The 22,568-nt window shown below is 58.0% G+C and carries 17 protein-coding genes; 6 read left to right on the top strand and 11 right to left on the bottom strand.

Annotated elements, in window-relative coordinates; translation table 11 throughout:
* Positions 1 to 50: 50 nt before the first annotated feature.
* The 7 genes from O4H53_RS11460 to O4H53_RS11490 all read right to left on the bottom strand — a co-directional run bounded on the left by O4H53_RS11460 (position 51) and on the right by O4H53_RS11490 (position 12,243).
* Positions 51 to 1,706, bottom strand: coding sequence for an RNA-binding domain-containing protein (locus O4H53_RS11460; RefSeq protein WP_111550062.1), 1,656 nt, complete (start codon positions 1,704 to 1,706; stop codon positions 51 to 53).
* Positions 1,706 to 3,673 carry a site-specific DNA-methyltransferase gene (locus tag O4H53_RS11465; RefSeq protein ID WP_205912133.1) on the bottom strand — a complete coding sequence of 656 codons (1,968 nt, stop codon included), beginning with the start codon at positions 3,671 to 3,673 and terminating at the stop codon, positions 1,706 to 1,708. Before O4H53_RS11465 ends, O4H53_RS11460 begins: the two co-directional genes overlap by 1 nt.
* Positions 3,666 to 4,355, bottom strand: coding sequence for a DUF4391 domain-containing protein (locus O4H53_RS11470; protein WP_111550061.1), 690 nt, complete (start codon positions 4,353 to 4,355; stop codon positions 3,666 to 3,668). The genes O4H53_RS11465 and O4H53_RS11470 overlap by 8 nt, the downstream gene beginning before the upstream one ends.
* Complete coding sequence (locus tag O4H53_RS11475) at positions 4,352 to 7,318, bottom strand: helicase-related protein (RefSeq protein ID WP_269363933.1); 2,967 nt, start codon at positions 7,316 to 7,318, stop codon at positions 4,352 to 4,354. The genes O4H53_RS11470 and O4H53_RS11475 overlap by 4 nt, the downstream gene beginning before the upstream one ends.
* Before the next feature lie 559 nt (positions 7,319 to 7,877).
* Positions 7,878 to 9,815, bottom strand: coding sequence for a type IV secretory system conjugative DNA transfer family protein (locus O4H53_RS11480; RefSeq protein ID WP_111550060.1), 1,938 nt, complete (start codon positions 9,813 to 9,815; stop codon positions 7,878 to 7,880).
* Positions 9,816 to 9,827: 12 nt separating this feature from the next.
* The gene (locus O4H53_RS11485; RefSeq protein ID WP_170134535.1) at positions 9,828 to 11,702 is read right to left on the bottom strand and encodes a relaxase/mobilization nuclease domain-containing protein; all 1,875 of its coding nucleotides are present in this window, start codon (positions 11,700 to 11,702) and stop codon (positions 9,828 to 9,830) included.
* Positions 11,695 to 12,243 (bottom strand): helix-turn-helix domain-containing protein, encoded by a 549-nt coding sequence (locus O4H53_RS11490; RefSeq protein WP_111550058.1) that lies wholly within the window; start codon positions 12,241 to 12,243, stop codon positions 11,695 to 11,697. Before O4H53_RS11490 ends, O4H53_RS11485 begins: the two co-directional genes overlap by 8 nt.
* Positions 12,244 to 12,920: 677 nt before the next feature.
* Between O4H53_RS11490 and O4H53_RS11495 the strand changes: the two genes are divergently transcribed.
* Positions 12,921 to 13,712, top strand: coding sequence for an AAA family ATPase (locus O4H53_RS11495; RefSeq protein WP_111550057.1), 792 nt, complete (start codon positions 12,921 to 12,923; stop codon positions 13,710 to 13,712).
* Positions 13,705 to 14,394, top strand: coding sequence for a hypothetical protein (locus tag O4H53_RS11500; RefSeq protein WP_111550056.1), 690 nt, complete (start codon positions 13,705 to 13,707; stop codon positions 14,392 to 14,394). The genes O4H53_RS11495 and O4H53_RS11500 overlap by 8 nt, the downstream gene beginning before the upstream one ends.
* On the opposite strand, the gene O4H53_RS11505 is transcribed toward O4H53_RS11500, so the two are convergent.
* Complete coding sequence (locus O4H53_RS11505) at positions 14,351 to 14,803, bottom strand: hypothetical protein (RefSeq protein WP_151975977.1); 453 nt, start codon at positions 14,801 to 14,803, stop codon at positions 14,351 to 14,353. The genes O4H53_RS11500 and O4H53_RS11505 overlap by 44 nt on opposite strands.
* Before the next feature lie 70 nt (positions 14,804 to 14,873).
* Here O4H53_RS11505 and O4H53_RS11510 point away from each other — a divergent pair, with 70 nt between their 5' ends.
* The 4 genes from O4H53_RS11510 (at position 14,874) to O4H53_RS11525 (ending at position 20,838) form a co-directional block, all read left to right on the top strand.
* Complete coding sequence (locus O4H53_RS11510; RefSeq protein ID WP_040179868.1) at positions 14,874 to 15,053, top strand: hypothetical protein; 180 nt, start codon at positions 14,874 to 14,876, stop codon at positions 15,051 to 15,053.
* A 160-nt stretch (positions 15,054 to 15,213) separates the two neighbouring features.
* Positions 15,214 to 15,483 carry a hypothetical protein gene (locus tag O4H53_RS11515; protein WP_111550055.1) on the top strand — a complete coding sequence of 90 codons (270 nt, stop codon included), beginning with the start codon at positions 15,214 to 15,216 and terminating at the stop codon, positions 15,481 to 15,483.
* Between the two features lie 416 nt (positions 15,484 to 15,899).
* Positions 15,900 to 16,934 (top strand): IS110 family transposase, encoded by a 1,035-nt coding sequence (locus O4H53_RS11520; RefSeq protein ID WP_269363941.1) that lies wholly within the window; start codon positions 15,900 to 15,902, stop codon positions 16,932 to 16,934.
* A gap of 640 nt (positions 16,935 to 17,574) precedes the next feature.
* On the top strand, positions 17,575 to 20,838 hold the full coding sequence (locus tag O4H53_RS11525) for a hypothetical protein (RefSeq protein WP_146609893.1): 3,264 nt from the start codon (positions 17,575 to 17,577) through the stop codon (positions 20,836 to 20,838).
* Between the two features lie 117 nt (positions 20,839 to 20,955).
* On the opposite strand, the gene O4H53_RS11530 is transcribed toward O4H53_RS11525, so the two are convergent.
* From O4H53_RS11530 to O4H53_RS11540, 3 genes are all read right to left on the bottom strand, one after another.
* Entirely contained in the window at positions 20,956 to 21,186 is a 231-nt protein-coding gene (locus O4H53_RS11530) for a DUF6429 family protein (protein WP_111550052.1), read from the bottom strand.
* A gap of 50 nt (positions 21,187 to 21,236) precedes the next feature.
* Positions 21,237 to 21,494, bottom strand: coding sequence for a WGR domain-containing protein (locus O4H53_RS11535; RefSeq protein ID WP_067296573.1), 258 nt, complete (start codon positions 21,492 to 21,494; stop codon positions 21,237 to 21,239).
* An 85-nt stretch (positions 21,495 to 21,579) separates the two neighbouring features.
* Positions 21,580 to 22,512: a DUF2493 domain-containing protein gene (locus tag O4H53_RS11540; protein ID WP_111550051.1), complete on the bottom strand. Its 933-nt coding sequence runs from the start codon at positions 22,510 to 22,512 to the stop codon at positions 21,580 to 21,582.
* Positions 22,513 to 22,568 lie beyond the last annotated feature (56 nt).

The raw sequence follows: 22,568 nt of genomic DNA on the forward strand, positions 1-22,568 counted from the left end.
TCTTAAATCCAGCGCTTCTTTCGTAATTTCTTTCGTAGGATGTTCTTGTTTCATTCGCACAGCTTCCATTGTGGGGCAGGTTTGGAGCCAGCGTTAAAAATCACGTCTTTGCGCCGTAAGCCGCTGAGAAGGTTTCCGATTTTGTTTCTCTTCTGCGTGTCATCCAAGGCGTCGCTTAACTTGTCCCAGAGCAGGTCATCAACGTCCTTTCGTGAAGCGCTGCCGAACTTTCGTAAAAACTCAACCACCATGTCCGCGTAATGCTGATCGTCAAACGCACGGGTCTTGATGTATTCGGCCTTCTTGGACGATGCAGCCGCGACAGCAGCCGAGACGCGGAACCGAGGTTTACGCCCCTCAACCAGCCCCTTGCGCTTCAGAGCCTGGATCGCCGCATCCGGCACCTCCAACCTTTTCTGCACCCGGTCCAGCGCCAGCACGTCGGTCAGCTTCAAGCCGCCGTTTTCCATCAGAACGCGTGTATAGGCCGGATCGACCACCCCACCATAGATCGTCATCACCACTGCATCGCCCGACACCTCGTAATCCGGCATCGGAAGGTAGCGCCGACGCTGCGTTTCATACATCCGCTGAATGCCATAGCCCATCTGGTCGATCATGTTCAGCTCGACCATGGCCTGCACCAGATAGGGGTTGCGATAGCCCCTCGGCGTCTTGTCGCCGCGCACATAATCCTCGGGGGCGCCCTCAAAGAACCGGCCGGCGTTCTCCAACACCAAGCGATCCGGCCGCTCGGTCACAATGATCCGCTGGTTCTGGCGGTAATCCTGATGGGCGATGCAGTTGTGCAGCGCCTCCAGCACCACCTTCTGGTCGTATTTCGACACCTCATGCGGCAGTAGCTCGTCATCGGGCAGCAGGCGCAGCTGGATGTTGCGGATACGTTGATACAGCTGCGAGGTCGCCAGCAGGAATGGTGGGCCGAAGTGTTCATAGGCCGTTTCCGGTCCGACCAGCTTCCATGTCATCTGTGCGGGATGGGGGGACAGCAGATAGGCGCTTTCCGCACGCCCCAAGAGCAACAGCGCCGTGCGCGTCACCTGTCCGCGTTGGGTCACCTTCGCGCGGTCCAGCAGGGTCGCCACCGGCCAGCCGCGCACCTCATCCGCATTGATCCGGTTTTGATGCTTCAGGGCAAAGTCACTGCGCGCGCGCTCCACTGCCACGGGGTCCAGATCATCCAGCGTGGCGCCGTCCACCAACTGCGCGCTCCAATCGTCATGCAGGGTCTGGTTGCGGATCTCATCTTGCTTCGCAAAGCCAAGCGCGCTCAGGCTTTCCCCTGCCCGCGCATAGGTCTGCCCCTGCCACGCAATGGGAATACCCCTTGGCGCGGGCGGGATCTCCAGCATGACAACCCGCTTGCCGTCCACATCCACCTCATGGATTTGCCGGAATGTGGTTGTCGGGTCTGCACCTTCGGCAATCTGCTGTTTGAGGCTTTGCAGATGCTCAGGGGCGGGCCGGTAATCCGTCCCTACGACAGTCCTGCTTTTGTTGTTCACCCCGAACACAAGCCAGCCCGCGTCGACGTCCTTCAGGTTTGCCTCATTCGAGAGGGCCGAAAAGTATTTCCCGATATCCCCTGTGGAATAGGAATTGGACGCCTCCTTGAACTCGACCACCTCGTTTTCCCAGGTGGCGATCAGGTCGGTCAGTTTCTGGCGCAACTCGGCGGGGGTCATCAGATGGCTTTGACGTCTGTGTCGGGCGACAGGGATTTGAAAATCTGCTTCACGTTGATCTTGGTCGCGTCGTCCTTGAAGCCTGTGTCCTTGAACACCACGCGCAGGGGGTGGCGGGTGGCGAGGGTTTTCACCAGCGTCTCGTCCACGCCGTTGTCGAAACAGGCGATCAGGGCGGTGCCGGCGACGGTGAAGACGGTTTTGCCCGCGACGCTCTCGCGGGTGATGGGCAGGGTCAGGTCAACGCCCCAGTCCAGCAGCACCTGAAACAGCAGGTCCTCGGGGCTGCGGTCGGGTTTGATATTGTCAACGCGAGTCAGAAGGTCGGCCTGAGAGGTGGCGTCGGGGGTGTAATAGACATCGGCCATGTTCGAGCTGTCGATTTTCAGCACGCGAAAGCCCACATCGCGGTTCCAGTCGGGGTGACATTCCCCTTCGAGGATTTTCGCCCCCGCGCGGCGGATGCGTTCTTTGGAGATTTCAGCGATGGTGGAAAAGCCCGCTTTCTGAGCGGAGCTTTTGTCTTTCGGCGCTTCCGGAATTTGAACCATGACGAAGCGTCTGTTGCAGCCATCAAGGGCGCATTGAAGAAACACAGCGTGCGCAGTGGTGCTACTTCCGGCGAAAAAATCCATGACAATGGCTTCGCTACCACTTTCATCGCCTGCCATATCAACAAATTTCTGAATTATGGTTTCGTCTTTTGGATAGTCAAACAAACCGTCGCCCAATAGCTTAGAAAGCCTTTCAGAAGCAGAGCGCGCTGGTTGATAGAATACACTCTGCGGTGTTTGAGAGTCTGTTTCGTGCAGATACCTCCTGACCATAATACTCGTTGAGGAAATGAATGATATCCGGCCTTGTTCCACTAGGTCATTGAATGTTTCCTGATCAAAAGCCCAACCTCGGTTTTGACGCAAGGGAATGACTTCGCCCGTATTTGGATTCTTTAACTCAAATTTCCGGCCTCCTGGGGCCGTCGGATCATCTTCCTTGTAGACTCCTCGTTCGTCAATATAACGGAATCTCCGAAGGCCAAATGAGGGTTTTGCTTTCATTGCGCGGAACCAGCCAGCGAGATCATCTGACGCGGCGCTGTAGTCTTCTCCGTATTCTTTTTTTAGTCGCTCAACTTCTTTGAGGACTGGCTCCACCCCTTCTTTGGTCACCGTCCAAGCAGTCTCGGTTGCCTGCTTGTTCTTTACGTAACAAAGCACGTATTCGTGGCAGACGCCAATTTGCCGCGCATCATTTTTGTTTGCGCCTTCCCAGATGACTTCGGTGATAAAATTTTCTGCTCCGAAAACCTCATCCATCAGGTGTCGTAATCCGGCAACCTCTGTGTCATCAATGCTTACGAAAACTGCGCCGTCATCTCGTAGTAAATTCTTGGCAACTCTCAATCGTGAACACATCATTGACAGCCAATCCGAATGAAACCGCCCATTTGATTGCGTATTCGCCACCAGCCGATTACCCGCCTCATCCACCTGATTTGACTTCGCCAGAAACTCTGCCGTGGACTCAGAAAAGTCATCTTCATAAACAAAATCATTCCCCGTATTATAGGGCGGGTCGACGTAGATCATCTTGACCTTGCCCAAATACGACTCTTGCAGCAGCTTCAGCGCCTCAAGGTTATCGCCCTCGATGAACAGGTTGCGGGTGGTGTCAAAATCCACCGACTCCGCCCGCACGGGCCGCAGGGTTTTCGCAATCGGCGCATTGGCCGTGATCAGCGCCTGCCGCTTGCCCGGCCAGTCCAGATGATAGCGCTCTTGCGGGCCGTCCACGATGCTGTCGCTGAGTTCCTGCCGCAGTAGGTCAAAATCCACCGCGCGGCGCAGCGTGCCGTCCGGCCCCCTGCTTTCCGTCACGCAGCCCGGAAACAGCGCCGCGATCCGCTCCACATTCTGCGCGGTCAGGTCGGGGCTGTGCATTTTCAGCTTTTCAATCTCGTCACTCATGGTTTCCCCCGCCCGTTTTTCCCGGGTCTTTCATATGGTCAAAGGCCGCCTGTGCCTCGGCCAATTGGCCGTGCAGCGTCACCTTGATGTTGAACTGGCTTTCGCGCCTCAATCTCGATTGAAGCTGCGCAATCTCACGTTCTTTTGCCCTGATTGCCGTCAGTCGCGCAAGGCGGCTCTCCACATCCTCGCCCGGCACGGGCGCAACCGGCATCAGCGCGGACAGCATCCTGTCATAGAGCACACCCATGTTGACCGCCACCGGCAAGGGCGCGCGGGGGGCGTCATGCGCCGCCCACTCCCCCCGTAAGGGATCGGACAGCACCCATTTGCCGCGCTCCGCCTCGGACGGGCGTTTGTAGGCGGCGGCGGGTTGGATACGGTCCCCCGCCACCAGCTCGAACATCAGCGGGAAGGGAATGGCGCGGTCCATGGCGCGCAGGATGTCGTCATGCAGCGTATCGCCCTTGAGCGTGACGCGGAACACCTGAATTTCCGGCACGGCGGGCGTGGCGGGCAGGTTCAGCGTCTCGGGGGCGAGCTTGTGCGCCCATGTGATCTGATCCACCTCGCGCACGAAACGCTCGCGCAGCGCCGTGCTGGCGGCGGCCCCGTCATAGATGCGGGTCTTGGGGATCACGCGTTTGAGGGCGGTCTGGGGCGGGTATTGATACAGCGTCATGGGTCGCGCACCACGATGAAGGCAATGAGTTCGAAATCCTCCAGCCCCGCGATTGTCTGGGTCAGCGCCGTGGTATGCCCACCCGAGAACAGACTGTCGATATCACGTTCCTCCTTGACCTCGATCATCGAGCGGATGGCGTCGTTGAGCAGGTTTGAGTAGGTGCCCATCTTGCGCCCGTCCTGCGTTTCCGCGTTGAAGGCTGTGCACAAGTCGCGAATGGGCTGTGTGACGCCCTTGCAGCCCGACCGGATCAGATCAAGCAGCCGTTTGACCTGTGTCTGGTCCGCGATGATCTGGCCGTCCTGACCGATATAGATCAGGTAATAAGGATGCAGGCGGTTCTGCTGGCCCACGTTCACGCTGTCATGGATGTTGCGCAGCGTGAAGATCACGCCGGGGTGCAGGCCGCGCTTGGGGTCCGACGGGATGACCGTGTGCAACCCATGCGGCATGCGCGGCAGGTCATCATGGGTCTTGAGGTAGTTGAGCAGGTCCATCCGGAAGTCGTTCAGGCCCAGGTCGGTGATGGAAATGCCGGTCTTCACGTCCTCAAGCTCGATCACCTCGTTCTGAAGGCGCTGAAGTTGGTCCTTGCGGTAGGCGACGTCCGAGCTTTTGGAGGTGAGCACGTTATCCTCGCCGGTGCCCGCCATGTCGACGATATGCATCCGGTTCTCGACGCGTTCCTTGAGGTTGATGTATTCGTCCAGGCTGATGTCGGGCCAGTAGTTGGACAGCTGGATCTGGGTGTTGGGCGAGCCGATGCGGTCGATCCGGCCGAACCTCTGGACGATGCGAACAGGATTCCAGTGGATGTCATAGTTGATCAGGTAGTCGCAATCCTGAAGGTTCTGCCCCTCGGATATGCAGTCGGTGCCGATCAGGATGTCCAGCTCAGCCGGATCATCGGGCATGATCTTGTCCTTCTCTTTGGCGCGGGGGGCAAAGAGCGTCAGGACGGATTGGAAGTCATAGTATTTCTTGAGCGTGGTTCGCGGATTGCCCGATCCGGTGACAATGCCGCTGTGAATATTCTGCGCCTCGGCGAAATGCGGCGCGAGCTGATCGAACAGGTAGTTCGCGGTATCGGCATAGGCGGTGAAAACGACCACCTTGCGGTTGCCGGGGTTCAGAGGGTTGGCCATCTTTCCGGCGATCTCGGCAATTAGATGCTGAAGCTTCGCGTCGTCTTCGGGCGTGACCTTCTCCATCTCGGCAATCAGGCCATCGATGATGATCTTGTCGACCGACAACTCCTGCTTCCAGGCCGTGACGTCCATATCTGCCAGATCAATCTTGATCTTCTTACCTACAGAGAAATCGGCGAAGTCGTCATCCTCGTCCGCAACAGCTTCCAGGTCGATGTCCAAATCCTCGACCGTCGCTGCACCGCCGGAAGCCTCGAACTTGGCAATGGCATCCAGCGTCCGGCCGATATTGCCGGACAGCGCGCCAAGGGTCTTGCGGAATGCATGGACAGAGCTTTCCAACCGCTTGAGCAGGTTGGTCGTCATCAAGGCTTGCAGGCTCTTCTCGCGGTCAGCCTGTTTCAGCGTGCCTTTGCCGCCCTCCGTCTTGGTGTCATAGAGGTCTTCGTATTTTTTCAAACGACTGGGCTGGATATAGTTGACCGGTGCATAGACGGCCATTTTCAGGTCGCTCAGCTGGGCGAATATCTCATTGAAGCCGATGACGTCGTCACGGTGCGTGATCGGCAGATGATGTGACAACGGCTTCAGTCGCGTTGGAAACTTGCCGATGTCCGCCGTGTCGTAGAAGGTTTCGATATGCTTGCGGGATCGCGCGATCGTCACCGCATCGAGCAGCTCAAAGAAATCGAAATCCAGTGCCCTTAGGATGGAGGCTGGCGTCCTTTGATCCGGGGGTAAGTTGGACCAGACGTTAAACGCAGTCTGCGCGCGACGAAATATCTCTTCCACGCTGGTCTTGGTTTTCAGGTTCTTGCTCAGGGCATCTGAATGCCCTTCATAGGCAAGCGCCAGTTGGTTTCTCAGATCTGTGAAACGATTGTTAACCGGCGTCGCCGACAACATCAGGACCTTGGTCTTGACCCCGGCCTTGATCACCTGGTTCATCAGACGTTGGTAACGGGTTTCGCGATCCTTGTAGACATCGTTGTTCCGGAAGTTGTGGGATTCATCGATGACGACCAGATCGTAATTGCCCCAGTTCACACGATCGAGCCGCATCCCGAATGACTCGCCAGACGTTCGTGAAAGGTCCGTATGGCACAACACGTCGTATCGAAACCGGTCCTTGGCGAAAATGTTGGTGGTCAGGTTTGCATTATAGTTGCGCCAGTTGTCTGCTAGCTTTTTCGGGCACAGGACCAGAACGTCCTTGTTGCGCAGTTCGTAATACTTCACCACCGCCAGAGCCGTGAAGGTTTTGCCCAGCCCCACACTGTCGGCCAGAATGCACCCGTTATAAGTTTCCAGCTTGTTGATAACGCCGACGGCGGCATCTCGCTGGAAATTGAAGAGCTTCTGCCAAACAAGACTTTCAAGATAACCGGTTCGATCCTTAGGCAGAACGTCCTCATCGATCTCGCTCAGGAAGTCGCTGAACAGGTTGAACAGAATCATGAAGTAGACCCGTTCGGCAGGATTCTCCTGGTACACGGACTCGATGTGCTCAAGGACTTCGGCCGTGACATCTCGCAGCTTTTCCTCATCATTCCAGATCTGGTCAAAGAGGTTCAGGTAGGTCTGCGCAAACTGGGGCTCATCCATGACCTGTGTGTAGCTTGAGACCGCATCCCCGCGCTGATACCCGAGGTCAACAGCGGTAAACCCTGACAGCGGCATATAGGCCGCACCGGTCTCGGACCGCTGCACATGTCCGAACTGCTGCATCGGTGCTGATGTGACGTTCGACTTGAAGCGCGCCTTTTTGCGGATCCAGTCGGCACATTCCCGCGCGACCGCCCGTTGAGTCATCTTGTTCCGAAGCTGAATCTCAAACTCGCTGCCTGAAAGCGTTTCTGCCGCTCGCCCTTTGGGAATGAAAAACTCACGCTTCTCCTTCTTGATGCGGTCGATCGCACCGTTTGGGGTAAACGTCGGTGTGGTAAAAATGAACTCGAACTCTTTTAGTTCACTCAATTCCGTTTTCAGGGCATCGAATGCGTAAATAGAGAAGCACGCGGCGGCGACCCGAAATTTCGACGCGCCGGACAGCTCGCTTTTCAGATCATCTCCCAGCAGCGTGGTTGTGTTGTCGACAATCCGCAAAAGTTCCCCCATAGGTCATATGTTCGGAAATGATGTCACACTAACTCTCGCGGCAGAATGTGCAACGCTTTGAAAATAAAAGCGCAAAGCTGTTTACACTGCCAAAAAGAATAACTCGGAGCCTTGGGCGAAGCCAAGCGTCAGCCCTTCTCCAAGCATTCGGCCATCGGCCACCCCATCACCTTAATCCACTACCTAAGCCCAGACTAGGATCGTAAGCGCTTCTTAAGCCTTGGTTTTTATTTGTTTAATGATTTAGAAGTGGTCAGGCTGTACTAGTTCCGGCCAAGCCTGAGCTCCGTTGCCTACGACCAGATCGTGTTTTCTTTGGCTTTGCCCTGGCGGCTTCTGCGTATCCCTGTAGCGCGCCTGTATAGGTCTGGACCGCAGTCTCGAATTCCTTGTCGCCCATGGAGATCGCCGCGGGTGCTGCGGGTTCTGGTTGCTCGAGGGTGATTTTCTTCGGCCTGTTCGAGACTGGCGCTGCAGCAGGAGGATAGGGCAAGGCATGCCCTTGCCGTGCTTTGTCGATCTCCTCAAAATGCCGGTCCGCATAGTAGCGGATGTGATCCGCCTTGATGGGATATTGCCCCTCGGGCAGGACAAGGACCTTGTCGAGCGGGAAACGCAGCAATTCAGCGGGGGATACCAGCGCCCGTTCTTCCGAGCGACGGCTGATATTTGCGCTTTCCGAGAGCTTGCGCACGGTTGCCTGTGATCTGGTCTTGCCCACGATCGTGCGTTTGCCGAGAGCTGCGGACAGCACGTCGGCAGTGCGATCATCTTGCGGGGTCATGTAGATCTGTACACCCGCACCGGCCTGAAGCGCACGGCGGTCGGTTTCGCCGTAGATGCCCTCAAGACCGGGGATCGACTGCGAGATGATAAAGAGCCGCCCGCCATAGGAACGGATCGTCTTGATGCTTTGCAAGACCAGGGGTTGTTTGCCCAGTTGGTCGAATTCATCCATCAGGAACATGACGGGATGTGGCTCGTCCGGTCCGGGATGCGCGCGCTGCAGACATGCGATGGCATCGGCGAACAGGAGCCGGATCAGGGGGGCCAGTGTTTTCAGGTGCTCCGGCTGCACGACAATATAGAGCGACTGTGGCTCTCGTCGGAACGTCCCGAAGTCGAAATCGCTTGCCTGTGTCGCTCGGTCCACCGCCGGATCGAGCCAAAGCTCCAATCCGGCCCCGCGGATCACACTGACATAGGAATCGAGAATCTTGTCCACTTCGTCGGCCATGCTCAGGAAAATCTCTGCCACCACCGGGTTTGCGGTCTGCATCGCGGCCCGTTTGTAGAATTCCTTTTTATTGCCGCCGCCAGTCATGATCCGCAGCGCCTCACCGATCGTCGGCTTTCCGGTCTCGATGGCATAGAGGCAAGACGCCACGAACAGGCTGCGTCCGGCCTGGAAAAAGCTCTGCGCGTTCACGCTTTCGACGATGAGGAACAAGTCCGCCATGGTGTTGACGGCGGTGTATTGCTGCTCGGGGCTGGGCAGATCGGCAATGCGCTGGAGAGGATTGAACCGGTGCGTGCGGGTCAGGACAGGCCCGTTCTTGCCCTCGGGCTGAACGTAGTCATAGGGCGAAAAGTACCAGACCTGATTGTTCAGCGCCTTTTGGCGGTGGATGGATGTCTTCTCGAAATTCTCGCCCTTGACGTCGAGGATCACGGTGCTGCCCTGGAAGTGCAAAAGGTTCGGTAAAACGAAGCCTACCCCTTTGCCCCGGCCCGTTGGCGCGATCATCATTGCGTGTGGGAAGCGATCTGGCGTGGCCGACACGAAAGGCGCACGGGACGCAGGTGACCCGAGCTTGCCGAACAGAAAGCCGTTCTGGGAAAGAGACGCAGACATACGGTTGCGGCGGAGCTCGGGACGCGACTGGAAATGCGCATCATCATAATCGGTGAGCGACCCGCGATGAACGGATGTCGCTCCTGTCGCCGCCAGAAGCAGGGCAGGAAGTGCCGTGATGAGCCACGCAGTATGTTCCACCGCAGGGTTTGCCTTGACCCGTGGATCAGACAGATTGAGCAGCCAAAGTTCGAAAATATCGAACCCACCCAGGTCTTCGCCAAATCGCGCCATCAGATAGAGCGTGGCGATCGCGGCACCGATCCAGGTGCCAACACCGAGACCGAGCAGGATGGCGATTGGATACCGCCAACGGCTTTCCATTGCATGCAGCATGTTTTGAATCCTCTAGAGGCCGTAATCGCCACTGGTATCGTCCCGGTCGCGCCCCCGCTCCTCGGCGCGCTCGAAAGCCTCGATCCGGGTCCGGTAGGTGGCGGCTGGTTCGCTGTCGCGCCCGGTAATGTCATCACCCGCATCCACTGCGGCGATGGCCTTTAGCTCCGAGAACACGGCTTGTCGCAGACCGGGGTCTTCGATGCGGTCCATGAGCGGATCGATCCGGCCAGCGGCCAGCTGATCCATATCCCCGTCGCGCAGGTCTTGCCGCACGTCGGAGATCAGCTTGTCCAGCGTGGCGATGTCGGCAAGGCGACTGCCCTGCCCCGCGTCAAGAATATCCTGACGCGCCAGATCCGCCAAAAGATCACGATCCATGTGCAGCCCCGCAAAAACATCACGCGCGCGCGCCTGCAGGTCGCGTTCGAGCCCAAGCCAGTCCGAGCGCTCCTGGGCGTCCACTGGGCGAGAGGCTTCGAGTTGCGCCTCGCTGCGATGGGGTGCGGTGAAACGGGCAGCGACTTCTTCGATGCTGCTGCCCGCCTCCTCGAATCGTGCCTCCATCGGTGCCAGAACGCGCGCCAATTCCGCTCTGAAACGACCCAGTGCAGCATCGGCCTCAGCGACGAGCGGATTGCCCTCCTCTGCTGCCCGTGCGGCCAGCCCCGCAATCCCCTGAACTCTGTAGGGATCGCGCTCGGGCGACACCGATGAAGAATGATCCGCAAGAAAGTCGCGGCCCAGAAGCCTGCCCATTTCGCGGGCCTGCCCCGCAAAGAGCTGTTCCAGTTCGACCTTTTCGGCACCGGGAGCCATGTCCTGAATGGCGCTCCACGCGGTGTCGGCTTCCGCTTGCAATGTCTCGCGGGCGGCGATCAGACGACCGATCACATCCGCTCCGGCAGCGGGGATATCAACCCCTTCGGCAAACCCTTCTTTCACCGGCATTCCTTTCATCAAGTTGGTGGCGGCAAGCTCTGCGCCCTCCGCGATGCGCCCCATCCATCCATCCGGAGGGGTGTCGGCCTCCAGGCCCATCCCCGCAAGTTGCGCCAGCTGCCGATACCCCTCGGCGTGTCTGCGTATCTCGGCCTCTCGCAGAGCGCTGCTTTCAGGATCCAGCGGGGCAACCACTGGCTCCCGTCCCTCCTTGCGGGCCGCCTGCAAATCAGTGTCCCGCGGGGCGTTTTCCATGATGCCGCGCGACAGACGGGAAGAGGCGTTCAGCACCAGCCCGTGCTCGCCCGCGATCTGCGCATGCAGCTCGCGCATCATGTCATAGCTGATCTCGGAATGGCGGCTGATCGAGAGGAACTTGCCGTCCTCCATCCCGACCTTGTCGACAAGAACATGAGCATGCACATGATCTGTGTTGCAATGAAGGGCCGCCACATACCGATATCGATCCCGGTAATCCCCGCCGAACACCTCCTGCGCCCATTCGCGCGAGATGGCTTCCGCCAACTCCGCCTCGGTTCCCTTGGGAAAGGACAGGATGATGTGATCGGTGTGACCCCGTTTCGGCGCCCCGCACCAGGAAGCACTCCAATCGGCAATGACATTTTCCATGCCACGCTCGCCAAAGACGCGATCGATGCCGATCTGGTTCGACCAGGCTGCGACCCGCGCCTCGTCGCGCAGGATGTACTTCATCTGTCGACGTAACTCTTTTGGCGAATGACACCCGCCCGTGCCGACCCGCTTCACCACGCTTTGCGGCACCCGCAGCGCGTTCCAGGACAATACCGCAACTGCCCCGCCGGACGTGCCACGCCGACGGCCCGGCGATACGCGCGCCTCGCCCGCCATGGCTGCAGAACGCCGCCCCACATGAGGCAGTATCTCGCCTAATACCGCCTGCTGGAGGGTGCGTGCTTCAGCCATCGCGCTGCCCCTCCCCAACGTCCCGAAGATCGGACAACCGGACGAAGGCCCCGCGCAGCGAGGCCGCGCGCAAAGCCTGCACAGCCAGGGCAACCTCTTCAGCCCGGTCCGCAAGCCGACCGACCAGTGCCGCGTCGCGCGCGTTCCACCGCAGCTTGCCTGCATGGGCAAGCTTCAGCATCTGCACAAGATTGCGCGCCAAGGCATTGAGCTGATTGGCCGACGCCTTGAGCGCCGTGACCTCGTCCCGGCGAAACGCGACAATGCCGGATGACAGACGGATCATGTGCCGGAGCAAACCCGACGTGGTCATGCCCGTCTCAGCCACAAGCGCCTCGAATGCTTCAGCCTCACGGGCGGACACCCGAACCTGCAGCACGCGGCCCTTTGTGGTTCGATCCGTCACCACACCGCGCGCCCGCACGCGGGCGACAGTGGGCCGGGAGCAGCCAACACGCACGGCGATCTCCCCATCGCCAAGCCCTTGAGCAGCGAGCCGGAGAACCTCTTGTCGGGCTATGGTGGAGAGGCGTTTGGACATAGCCGGCAAGATTTATCATTAGATAGTTTTTGTAAACACGAAAACTCTAATGAGTCGCCGCACAAGTTTTGTCATACACAATACCGTTCCTGTCAACGTCCCTTCGGTCCGTTGTCGCACCTTCGGTGATCAGCAGGCAGGGCCTTGGCCATGCCTGCTGTAAACCCCACGCGACAACGAACAGACCGAAGGGACACCGCCTCCCCCGCGCCGCGATCCGGGACCCCAGCCCGGATCCTGAACAGGCGCGGGAATGACGTCGGCGCAGCCGACACGATATCCCTTCATTAGCGTTGAATGCTCAAAGGGGTTCTCCCGGAAGGAGAAGAAGACCTTGTGGGATTGGAACGCCTGCGCAGCACCGTGCGTATTACGTCGGCGCTGATACGGATAGTCGATGGTCAGGTGACCCGACACCTCGAAGGCTGATGGCAGCATTGGGAAATTGCCACAACGACGCGATGGCGAAAAGGATGGACGCTGCAATCACGGTCGGCGTGAGTGACCTGCTGACCAATTGACCGAACGCGTACGCAGATGATCGCCAAAACAGCACATCGCCTCAGCAGATACACATCTGTCTGACCCAAAGGTTGAACGTCTGTATCGCGCAAGGTCTGGACGCCATCCCGAGGCATCGCCATAACGGCGCAAAATATACGTTATGGAGACATTGAATGCTTGTTGTGACGGCCATCTCCGCGAAGGGCGGTTCGGGAAAGACAACTCTCATACAGATGCTTGCGTCCGCCATGCTGGCACGCGGCCGCCGTGTGCATGTCATGGATGCGGATGCTGACAAGCAGATCCTCGAATGGGAATCAAAAAGCGCGCGCGCCGACTTCGGTGATCTGCCACGCCTTCCATGGCCCACGGGCTTGACCGTGGCCGATGCCCCCGAGACCGTTGAAGGCCTTTACCACGCGCTGGACAGCTTTGAGGCTGAAGGTGTTGATCTGGTTCTGATCGACACCCGCCCCGGCGAGCATCCCGACACCGAAACACTGGCGCTGGCCTGCGACATGATCCTGGTGCCGGCCGTGCCGGTACAATCGGATTTCGTGGCGGCCCTGAAAACCCTGACATGGGTTATGCGCATGATCGAGACCCTCGGACCGGATGACCCCGCCCCGCTGTTTTCCGCGGTATTGATGAACGCGGACAAACGCGCGATCGATTTCGTGACCGCAGGCGATGACCTTGAGCGTGATGCGGCAAGAAGCAGGGTTCACCGGCAGGACCTTGAGGTCTTCGAGGTGATTTCAACCCTGCCACTTCTGCCCACGCCGGTGCCCCATCTCGCCGCGATCCAGCGCATGCCGCTGACCGGGCCACTGGGATATGTGCGGGACATTTATGAACAAGATCTTCGTCATCGGTTGCAGGCGGGGCATCTTTCCTCCGCCCTCGCCTTATGCAGTGAGATCCTTAGCGACATCGAGGCCGTGGTGGATGCTGCCAATGGCTAGGAAGATTCCAAACCGGTCCGGGACCGCTGTCTCGAACGAAGACAGGCTGGCGCGGTCGCGGCAGTTCGCCACGAGCGCCACGAAATATGCCGCGTTCGATCAGAGTACGGCGGAAGCGGTCGCGACAGAAGGCCCAGCGGTAAAATCAGTGGTCAAGAATGAACCCCGGAAAGGGGAAAAGGCAGCCGCGGCTGAAACGGCGCGCATCAACTCGGGGGTATCCACCCAGCCGGTGGCGGATGATGCTTGCAGCACTCGCACCGAAGGGCAGTCTCGAACCTATTACGTGCGCATCGGAGCTGAGGATCAGGCACGGATTGAGGCGCTGGCAGAACGATCTGGCCTTGATCCGGACTACGTTCGGCGTGCCTTGATCAAAGCGGTTCGCGCCCGCATGCAAAACCTGCGCGACACCGCGACCTGGCATGAGGTTGCCTCCGCTGCACGACCACGCCTGGCCGAGTCCAAAGGCACTGGTGCCCCCTTCATGAAATCGATGATCAGACTCGACGCCGCCCATATGGCGGCGTTGCAGACAGGCATTGATGACCCGCTCAACGTCTATGGGGTGACGCAGCTGTTATCCGCCTTCGGTAAGGCGCTGCTGCACTCCGAGATCGAAGAGCTCGCTCAAAAGATCAGCGGCATCGAAGCCCGGGCAGCGCGTCCTGATCCAGCGTAAAGGCATCGCGTGCGGTCACGACAGCGATCTGACCGCCCGCCTCGATCATGTCGATGAGCTGTGCCCATTCGGCAGGATCAGCATCGCGTTGCGTTGCGATCCCGTCTTGCACAGAAAAGGCAGCCTGCTCTCCGGTCGCCGCGAGAAGAACAACTTGTTGCGGGAATTGGTCATCGTCAAAACGCGACAAAAAGTACGCATGGCTCACGTTTGGGTTGTAGACACGGTCAGGATCGCAAACTAAGAGCAAAGTTCCGTCGTTTGCAGTCGCAGCATAGGTCTCCAGACCTCGCGACAAGCCGATCTCCCACTCGGCAGCGACAGCCGATGAAGCCGCGCCCAGAAAGAGCGCAATATGTAGAGGCCTGTAAAGCAAGTTTGTAAACTCCGTTTTGTGTTGGCCAAGCATATATAGGTACAGGCATATACCTGCCACCTGATAACTGCGGCTCCGACCAAATGGAGGTCAGGAGTTGAGCATGAAGAATTATGCGGGTTACCCGGTCGAAGTCATTTGGGCGACGGTAAACGGTGAAGATGTCGAGGTTGGCGTCGTGTTCCAGTGGATCTGCGGCATGCGCCGTACAAGATGGTCCGATGACTTTGAGCCGTCGGACGGTGCGAACCTGAGGTACGAGCCCTATGAGGACGCAGGATAGACCGCCTCCAGCACTAAAATGCTCGCGAGCGACCGGAGCAGGACACGATTGTGATCCGGGGGCAATGACACCGAGAGAGAGAACACGCGGGGCAGAGATCGTTGCAAAGGCGACGACGGCTTGCAACGCTACCAAAGAGAACCGATAGGAGACCCATGAGATGAAAGAGATTTTCAACGTTGGCGAGACAATCTTGCTGGACGGCGCGCCGCTTGCACTGGTGACCCCCGATGGCGTCAAGGCCTGGATCGAAGACGGCGTTCAGCACAGCTTTCGCTATGACCAAGTGCGCGATCCGCTCAGCGGCCAGATGAAATACCGCTGTCTCTACGAGAAAGACGGGTCGGATATGCCGTTCGTGCTGGTAGGCAACCCTGACAGTCACGAAGGCGCGCACGTTATTCTGTTCGACCAGAAGCCAGACGCATAGCCCTTCGGAATCTTATGCCAGGTGGCGAACACTTGAGCCCCTCGGCTTCGCCCGGCGGCAGCGTCCACCTTGCAAGAGGGATGCAGACCCGTCAGGGCTGAAAGTGGATCGTGAAGGCGACCATGTGGCAAACGTCTTGGGATGGCTCAGGATGAGACAGGCCAAGACGTATTGGCACAGGAATACAGCAAGGTCAGAATTCAGGGCGGAGCCTCAGCAGCCCGGCCCCGCTTACGGGGCTTGCCCATGTCGAAACCTTCACCATTGTAGACAGTCACGCACATCGCAGCATGGACGCCTCTTTCCCAGGTGCTGCATCGTGTTCGGCCCAGAGCATGCGTAATTGGGCTACCCTCTGTTCTGAGGTCGAGCTCCCGATAGGATCACAGGATGACTGTGAACAAGGGAGATGAGAAATGGAATATTTTGCTGGAATAGACGTATCGCTACGATCCTGTGCGCTTTGCATTGTTGATGGCAAGGGAACGGTGTTGCTTGAGCGAGAGCTGCCATGTGAAGTTGGCGAGATCGCTGAGTGCCTCGGAGCGTTTCCCCATCCGATTGAACGGATCGGCTTTGAAGCAGGCACGCTGAGCCAACATCTGTTCTTTGGATTGAAGGCAGAAGGTTTTGACGTCGTGTGTATGGAAGCACGTCAGGTCAATGCGGCGCTGTCGGCAATGCGTAACAAGACAGACAAGAATGACGCGCGTGGCATCGCTCAAGTTCTACGCACTGGTTGGTTCAGCCCAGTTCATATGAAAAGCCGAGAGGCACACGGGGTCCGTGCTTTGCTGAGTACACGCAAGGCACTGCTCAAGAAGACGATGGATCTCGCCAACGAAGTTCTTGGCCTGTTGAAGATCTTTGGCATTCGCCTTCCAATGACGGTGAAACACGGGAGCTTTGACGGCGTCGTCCGGCCGCTCATCGAGATTGATGACGTTCTGGCGCATGCCTTGGTCCCGCTCTTGGATGCCCGCGTGGTTCTCTACCAGCACTATCTGGAGCTGGATCGGCGGGTCAAACGCGCGGCCAGCCATGACGAGGTTTGCATGCGGATGATGACGGTCCCAGGTGTTGGGCCGATTGCATCGCTAACCTTCAAAGCTGCGGTTGACGATCCGGCACGCTTCAAACGGTCTCGGACGGTTGGCGCGCATTTTGGCCTGACCCCACAACGCTATCAGTCGGGAGAACACGACAATCCCGGTCGCATCTCTAAAGCAGGCGACCGAGATGTCCGTGCGACGCTGTACGCGGCCGCGAATGCGTTGCTGATGCGCACGATGGCTGGGTCGCAGATCAAGTCCTGGGGCATGCGCTTGATGCGCACCAAGGGTCGTCGTCGCGCCGTTGTTGCTGTTGCACGCAAAATCGCCGTCTTACTGCATCGGATGTGGATTGATGGCACGGAATTCCGTCAGGATCAGGTGGGAGGCAAGGCATGATCTAAAACGCCGACCACCAAATCCTAGCGGGGTCGTCCCTCACCGGACGAGGTCTGTGGACGAAGCCGAAAATGGCTGCTGCGCAACGTGAAGCGCGTCTCAAAGCAAGGCTATCCACTGCCGATCCGACATATGCGTGCAGCGGTGCCATCACGGCATCAACCAGACTGCGAAGAGAAGCGTGACCCGGATGAGTGACAATGACCCAAAAGAATAAAGGAAAACGAGCTTGACCCAAACACCCAATTAGAGAAGCGGTCGTTCATCGAGCCGCCTCGCGCCGCATTGCGGTATCTCTGAACCTGCCGTTCGTCGCCAGTCGCAGCATTCTTGACCGTCCAACATCAGGAACCGCTTTCCAACTTGAATGACCTGAAGCCTTCGGGCGAAGAGAGTGTCGCGACGATCAGCATGGGAACTGCTCAGGCTCCGTTCCCAACAGCCCAGCCCGAAGGGTGCGCCCACCACACACACGTAAACCCCATGGCTGGCGTTGTTCAGGAGGCCTACCGAATCCACTTTCAGGTCATATGGGCAACAACATCTAGCGCTTGCACGGCACATATCATACCATAAACGAGAGACCTTGCCCAACCACTACGTACCACTGGCTTGCGTTTATGGCCGCTTGGAATTCGATATGAACAATTTTCCCCGGCCCTCTGAAATCATGAGGCACAACAGACCCTATCTATTCTCGGACAGCAAAACTGAGGGCGTATACATATTGGCAAAATCCGAGCTGAGCCATCATTTGGAAAGCTTAACTCAGCGGAATCAGCACCAGGACTTTGAGATTTTTGCGCGCAAGCTGTGCGAGAGAGAGATTTGCCCGAACCTCCGTCCTCAGACCGGGCCGGAGGGCGGCGGCGACGGAAAAGTAGATACGGAGACTTACTCCGTTGCGCCCGAGATATCAGACCGCTGGTTTCAGGGACTGCCAGGCTCAGGTGCGGAAAGGTGGGGATTTGCTTTCAGCGCGAAGGAAAAATGGGCGCCGAAAGTTCGGAGCGACGTCCAGGGCATTGTTGATACAGGTCGTTCTTACGACAGAATTATATTCGTCACCAGCCGCGCGGCGCGATCCAAGGATCGCCTGCGGGTCGAGGACGAACTCGTCAAAAAGTTCAATGTTCCCGTCACGATTCATGACAGATCATGGATTATTGACCGGGTTTTTGAGCATGATCACAAAGACCTTGCATATGAATATCTGAAGGCTGGTCAGTATGACGAGTCCAAAATGGTGGTCGGGCCGCGCGATTTTGAACGGAGGAAGACTCTAGACGCACTCGAAGAACGGATCGCCAAGGGAGGACAAAACGGCGGAGAAATCACGCAGCGGGTCGTGGACGCTCTGGAAGCTGCGCAGTTGTCGAGAATGCTGGAAAGGCCGCGGATCGAAACAGTCGGTCGATTTGACCGGGCAATAAAACTGGCAAAGAAGCACGGAACTAGGCGGCAGAAAATGCAGGCCATCTATGAGGGCGCCTGGACCGATCTGTGGTGGTTCGATGAAATTGACGCCATCAATGAATCATACGAGGAGATTGAAGCGCTTGCGTTTGAGGAGAACCACGCGGACGACATATCCAAGTTGTCCAACCTGTACACGGTTCTGACTGCGCGGGTTATGCAGGGTTGGGAAGGTGCTGAGGAACTTGAGATTGAGGCGCGCGGCGAACGTCTGCGAGTCAAGGTTCAGGAGATTAGCGCAGACGCGTCCCGGCCAAACAATGCGCTTTATGGAAAGGCGCTTGGCCACCTGCTGGAGCTATCGTCTGCATCCGTCAAGACAGATGTAGAAAGCCTGGATGCAGTCTGGAACGGCCTTTCCGATGTTATTGATCAAGCACATGGACTTGGAGAATTTCCTGCTGAGATGATCGATCAAGTGATCGATGCGCTACAGCCCTTTGCTCCTGCCAGCGATGCATTCGATGCTCTGGTGCTTAAGCTAGCTGAGTTTATGGGCGAAAGGGCCAAAGAAGGAAAAGCCGGAAAAATCCTCTTTCGAAGAGGCGAGCAGCGGCTCGAAGCCGAAGAGCCAATAGAGGCCATTCGCTGGCTTGGCAAAGCGTCGATTTATTTCATGAAGGAGGAATACGCGGAAGAGCAGTTCGAAACGCTCTATTGTCTTTCTGTTGCCTATCGCGGCGCAGGCCTTCTGTGGGCAGCGCGCGCGACGTCGCTATCAGCGCTGGTCAGAATGGTCATTTTGTCAGATGGCACTGACGGCCCCAGGCCGGAGCTTGTTCCATCCGCAAGCCTCTTCGCCATGATATCCATACAGCTCGGACGGTTTGTCGATGCGCTGAATGTGATCCTCTGGCTGAACAGCCTGCATGAAGTTCTGCCCTTGTCCGATGAGGGCCGCGAAGGCCTCCGGAACAAGCTGCTTGAGTTTGACCGCCTTCTGATGTGTCAGATCGTCAACCTGGAAGCAGACGATCTCCGGGCGCTGTCCACTGTGCCCGACATGCTTGAGAAGCTGCGTTTGTTCTCGGCCCGCATGGCGTTGATACTCTTGCTGGGCCATGCCGAAAGCCTGGAGCAGGATGGCTCGATCCCTGAAGAGGGCTCGATAGATGAACTCAAAGAACTTGCAGAGCTGGCCGCTGTGCAGCCGGCGGCCCGAGACCTTCCCAAGCGCCTTCTAATGTACCAGAACCGCGAGTTTGAGGCCTCAGTGATCCTCCTGGGTGTAAAGGTGAAATTCACTGCGGACGCGTCGGTGTTCGGGCACTTGCTGTGCGAGGCCCATATCGGCGCGCTCGAAGGCTTCCTGGCAACATCTATTGAGACGGGTATGCTCGCCCACGCCTCAGAATTGTCTGTGTCGGTAGAGATATGCGAAGACCTCGGTGAACCTGACATTATTTTTGATCCGGGCTCAATGATGCTGACGGTCAAGTGGCCTGTCGAACTGGATGTCAGAGATGTTGCCCACCATCAGACGCTTTGCGATCATCTTATAGACTTTTGCGCCCGGGTTATCGACGCAATTGCTGTGGTGAATCCTGACAAGGACAACGGGTTCATGTCGCAGCTCGTAGACGAGTTTGTTATCCAGCGCAGTATCAGCTTCAGCAATGCTTGCATTGGCAATCATCGGCTTTTCGGTACGCACGCATCAACTATCGCGGGGCTGCAGTTCCTTTCCGAGAGGGAGTACCAGCTTAAGAGTGATGCGCCAACTGTGATAAGGGGAGCGTTTCTTGATGAGCGTAGGGGAGAGGACGAGGGATTTACGGACCCGGAGAAGATTGTTCAAAGTCATCGGGGTTGCGTCGTCGAGTCCATCATTAACTTGCATCTCTGGGATAGGGCCGGATGGAACGGAATAATGTTTGCGGGTTATGGCCCTGCATATCCTCCCATGCTTGCGCTGATATTTCGTGATGAACAAACGGCATGTTCAATATTTTCCGGATGGCGAGATAAATTCGGGTCGCGGGATAAGGAGGATGCTATTCGGATTGCGCTCCTGAGAGGGGTTGATGCGCAGCATCCGTCACATTACCGCGCGTCGATCTCCAAGAATTTCGACCCCAAAAAGGATGGTCTGGACCCAAGCAAGAAGTTTATGCAAGCCTCGCGGATGCTAACCATGACCCCGCCAAACAGCAACAACCTGGATACGTTTCTATCTGACTTCGAGGAGAAGCAGTGTTTCATTCTGGCACCTGCGGTTCTTGGGCCTGAGGGTGAACCGCAGTTTTTCACTGACCTTTCGATTTTGAAGCGAATGCTCTATGTCCGGGAGGCGTGGGAGGTTGGCGTTCACGATCAAGACGGCATGGCACTTCGCAGTGACGACAACATCCTGGTGCCGGATGGGATTGAAAACCCGCCATGCTTTGAATTGATGGAATTGAAGAAGCGCCTTCGGGAGGCGAGATAAGACACTTGCGCCTACCATGCGATCACCTGATTCTGCCACTCAGACATCCGCTTCCGCGCAAGCAGGTCATTCGTGCGGCGCGCAGCGAACGACTGGAAGGTCCCGCAAAGCCGCCCGTCACTCAGCCTTGCTGAAATCCCGCGCGAGAATCTCCCGCGCATGCGCGACCCATTCTGGGGTCAGGCTCAGCGATTTCGCCTTGTTTTTGGGATCAAAAATCAGGCCGTTCTCGAAAAGCCGGTTGGTGATGGCCCAATCGACTCCCTTCCAGACCTGATCGCCGTAATGCAGCGTCAGGCTAAGGATCGCGAGAGCCGCATCATCGATCTTGTCAGTGTCGAGTGCCATCTCCCCCTCGTTTTCCTATGTCTGCCCGCTTTTCGAACCGCGGCCGCGCATCATGCATAACCCCGCCGCTTCTTTATCGCGGCAAGTTTCATCAGCGCGGTGACAGCGCGCCCTTCATCTGGATGCTGCTCAATCATCATCTGCCCGCGCGCGCCAATGCGGCCCCATTCGCGCACCAAGCTGGCGCCCCCAAAGAGATCGGGCTGAATGCTCATGCGGTAAAACCGCCGCATGTTGCATGCTGGATCGATCCGCCGCATCTGCAGGTCGGTCGGGAACACCTCAAGTTGAGCGACAGAGTGAGACATATCGTGATCCAGCAGGCTTTCTTCCAAAATATCAGGTGGAAGCCTGCTCTTCCACCTCGATTTCCCCGCGAGGGGAAAAGGGGGCTCACGCCCCCTTCTCGAACTTCATGACCGGGATGCCCAGCTTCTTGGCCTTGTCGGCGAGGTTCTCCTGGATGCCGGTGCCCGGGAAGACGAGAACACCCACCGGCAGCACCTCCAGCATGGCGTCGTTGCGCTTGAAGGGGGCAGCCTTGGCGTGCTTGGTCCAGTCGGGTTTGAAGGCGACCTGCGTCACGCCCCGAGCCTCGGCCCATTTGGCGGCAATGAGTTCTGCGCCCTTCGGGCTGCCACCGTGCAGAAGAACCATGTCGGGATATTTGGTCCGGACCTGATCGAGCTTGCCCCAGATCAGGCGGTGATCGTTGAAGTCGGTCCCGCCAGTGAGGGCGACCTTGGGGCCTGCGGGCAGCATCACCTCGGTTTCCGCGCGGCGCTTGGCGGCCAGGAAGTCGCGGCTGTCGATCAGGGCGGCGGTCATGTGCTGGCGGTTCACCATCGAGCCGGTGCGGGGGCGCCAGGTGGATCCCGTGTGATGGACGAACTCGGTGGCTGCATGATCGCGCATCATGTCCATGCAGTTGCGCCGTTCGATCAGGGTCAGGCCTTCGGCCGTCAGGCGCTCGAGTTCGGTGGATTTCACCTCGGAGCCATCCTGCTCGCGCTGGAGGCGGCGCTGCGCCTGCTCGTTCTCATCGAGCGACCGCTCAACCCTCGCCGTGGCACGGTGGAAGAGGTTGACCTGGCCCCAGAGCACCTCTTCGAGGTCGGGTTCCATGCGGGTGTCTTCCAGGGTCGCGACGAGGGCATCGAAGATGTCGGCGACTGCGACCGCGAGGCGCTGCCCATCGGGCATCGGGCGCGGATCGGGCTCATCAAAGGGGCGGTAGCCATAAAGCTGCAGCTCGTCGAGCGCATGGGCGGTCTGGGATGCGGTGTGGGCGGGTTCATACGTGTCGTCGTGAGTGTGGATCGTCATCTGTTTCTTGCCTCCGGGCCTGTCTCATCCGCGCGACAACCCGCGCGGCCTTCATG

It is taken from the genome of Sulfitobacter sp. G21635-S1, from assembly GCF_027213915.1.
Taxonomy (GTDB): domain Bacteria; phylum Pseudomonadota; class Alphaproteobacteria; order Rhodobacterales; family Rhodobacteraceae; genus Sulfitobacter.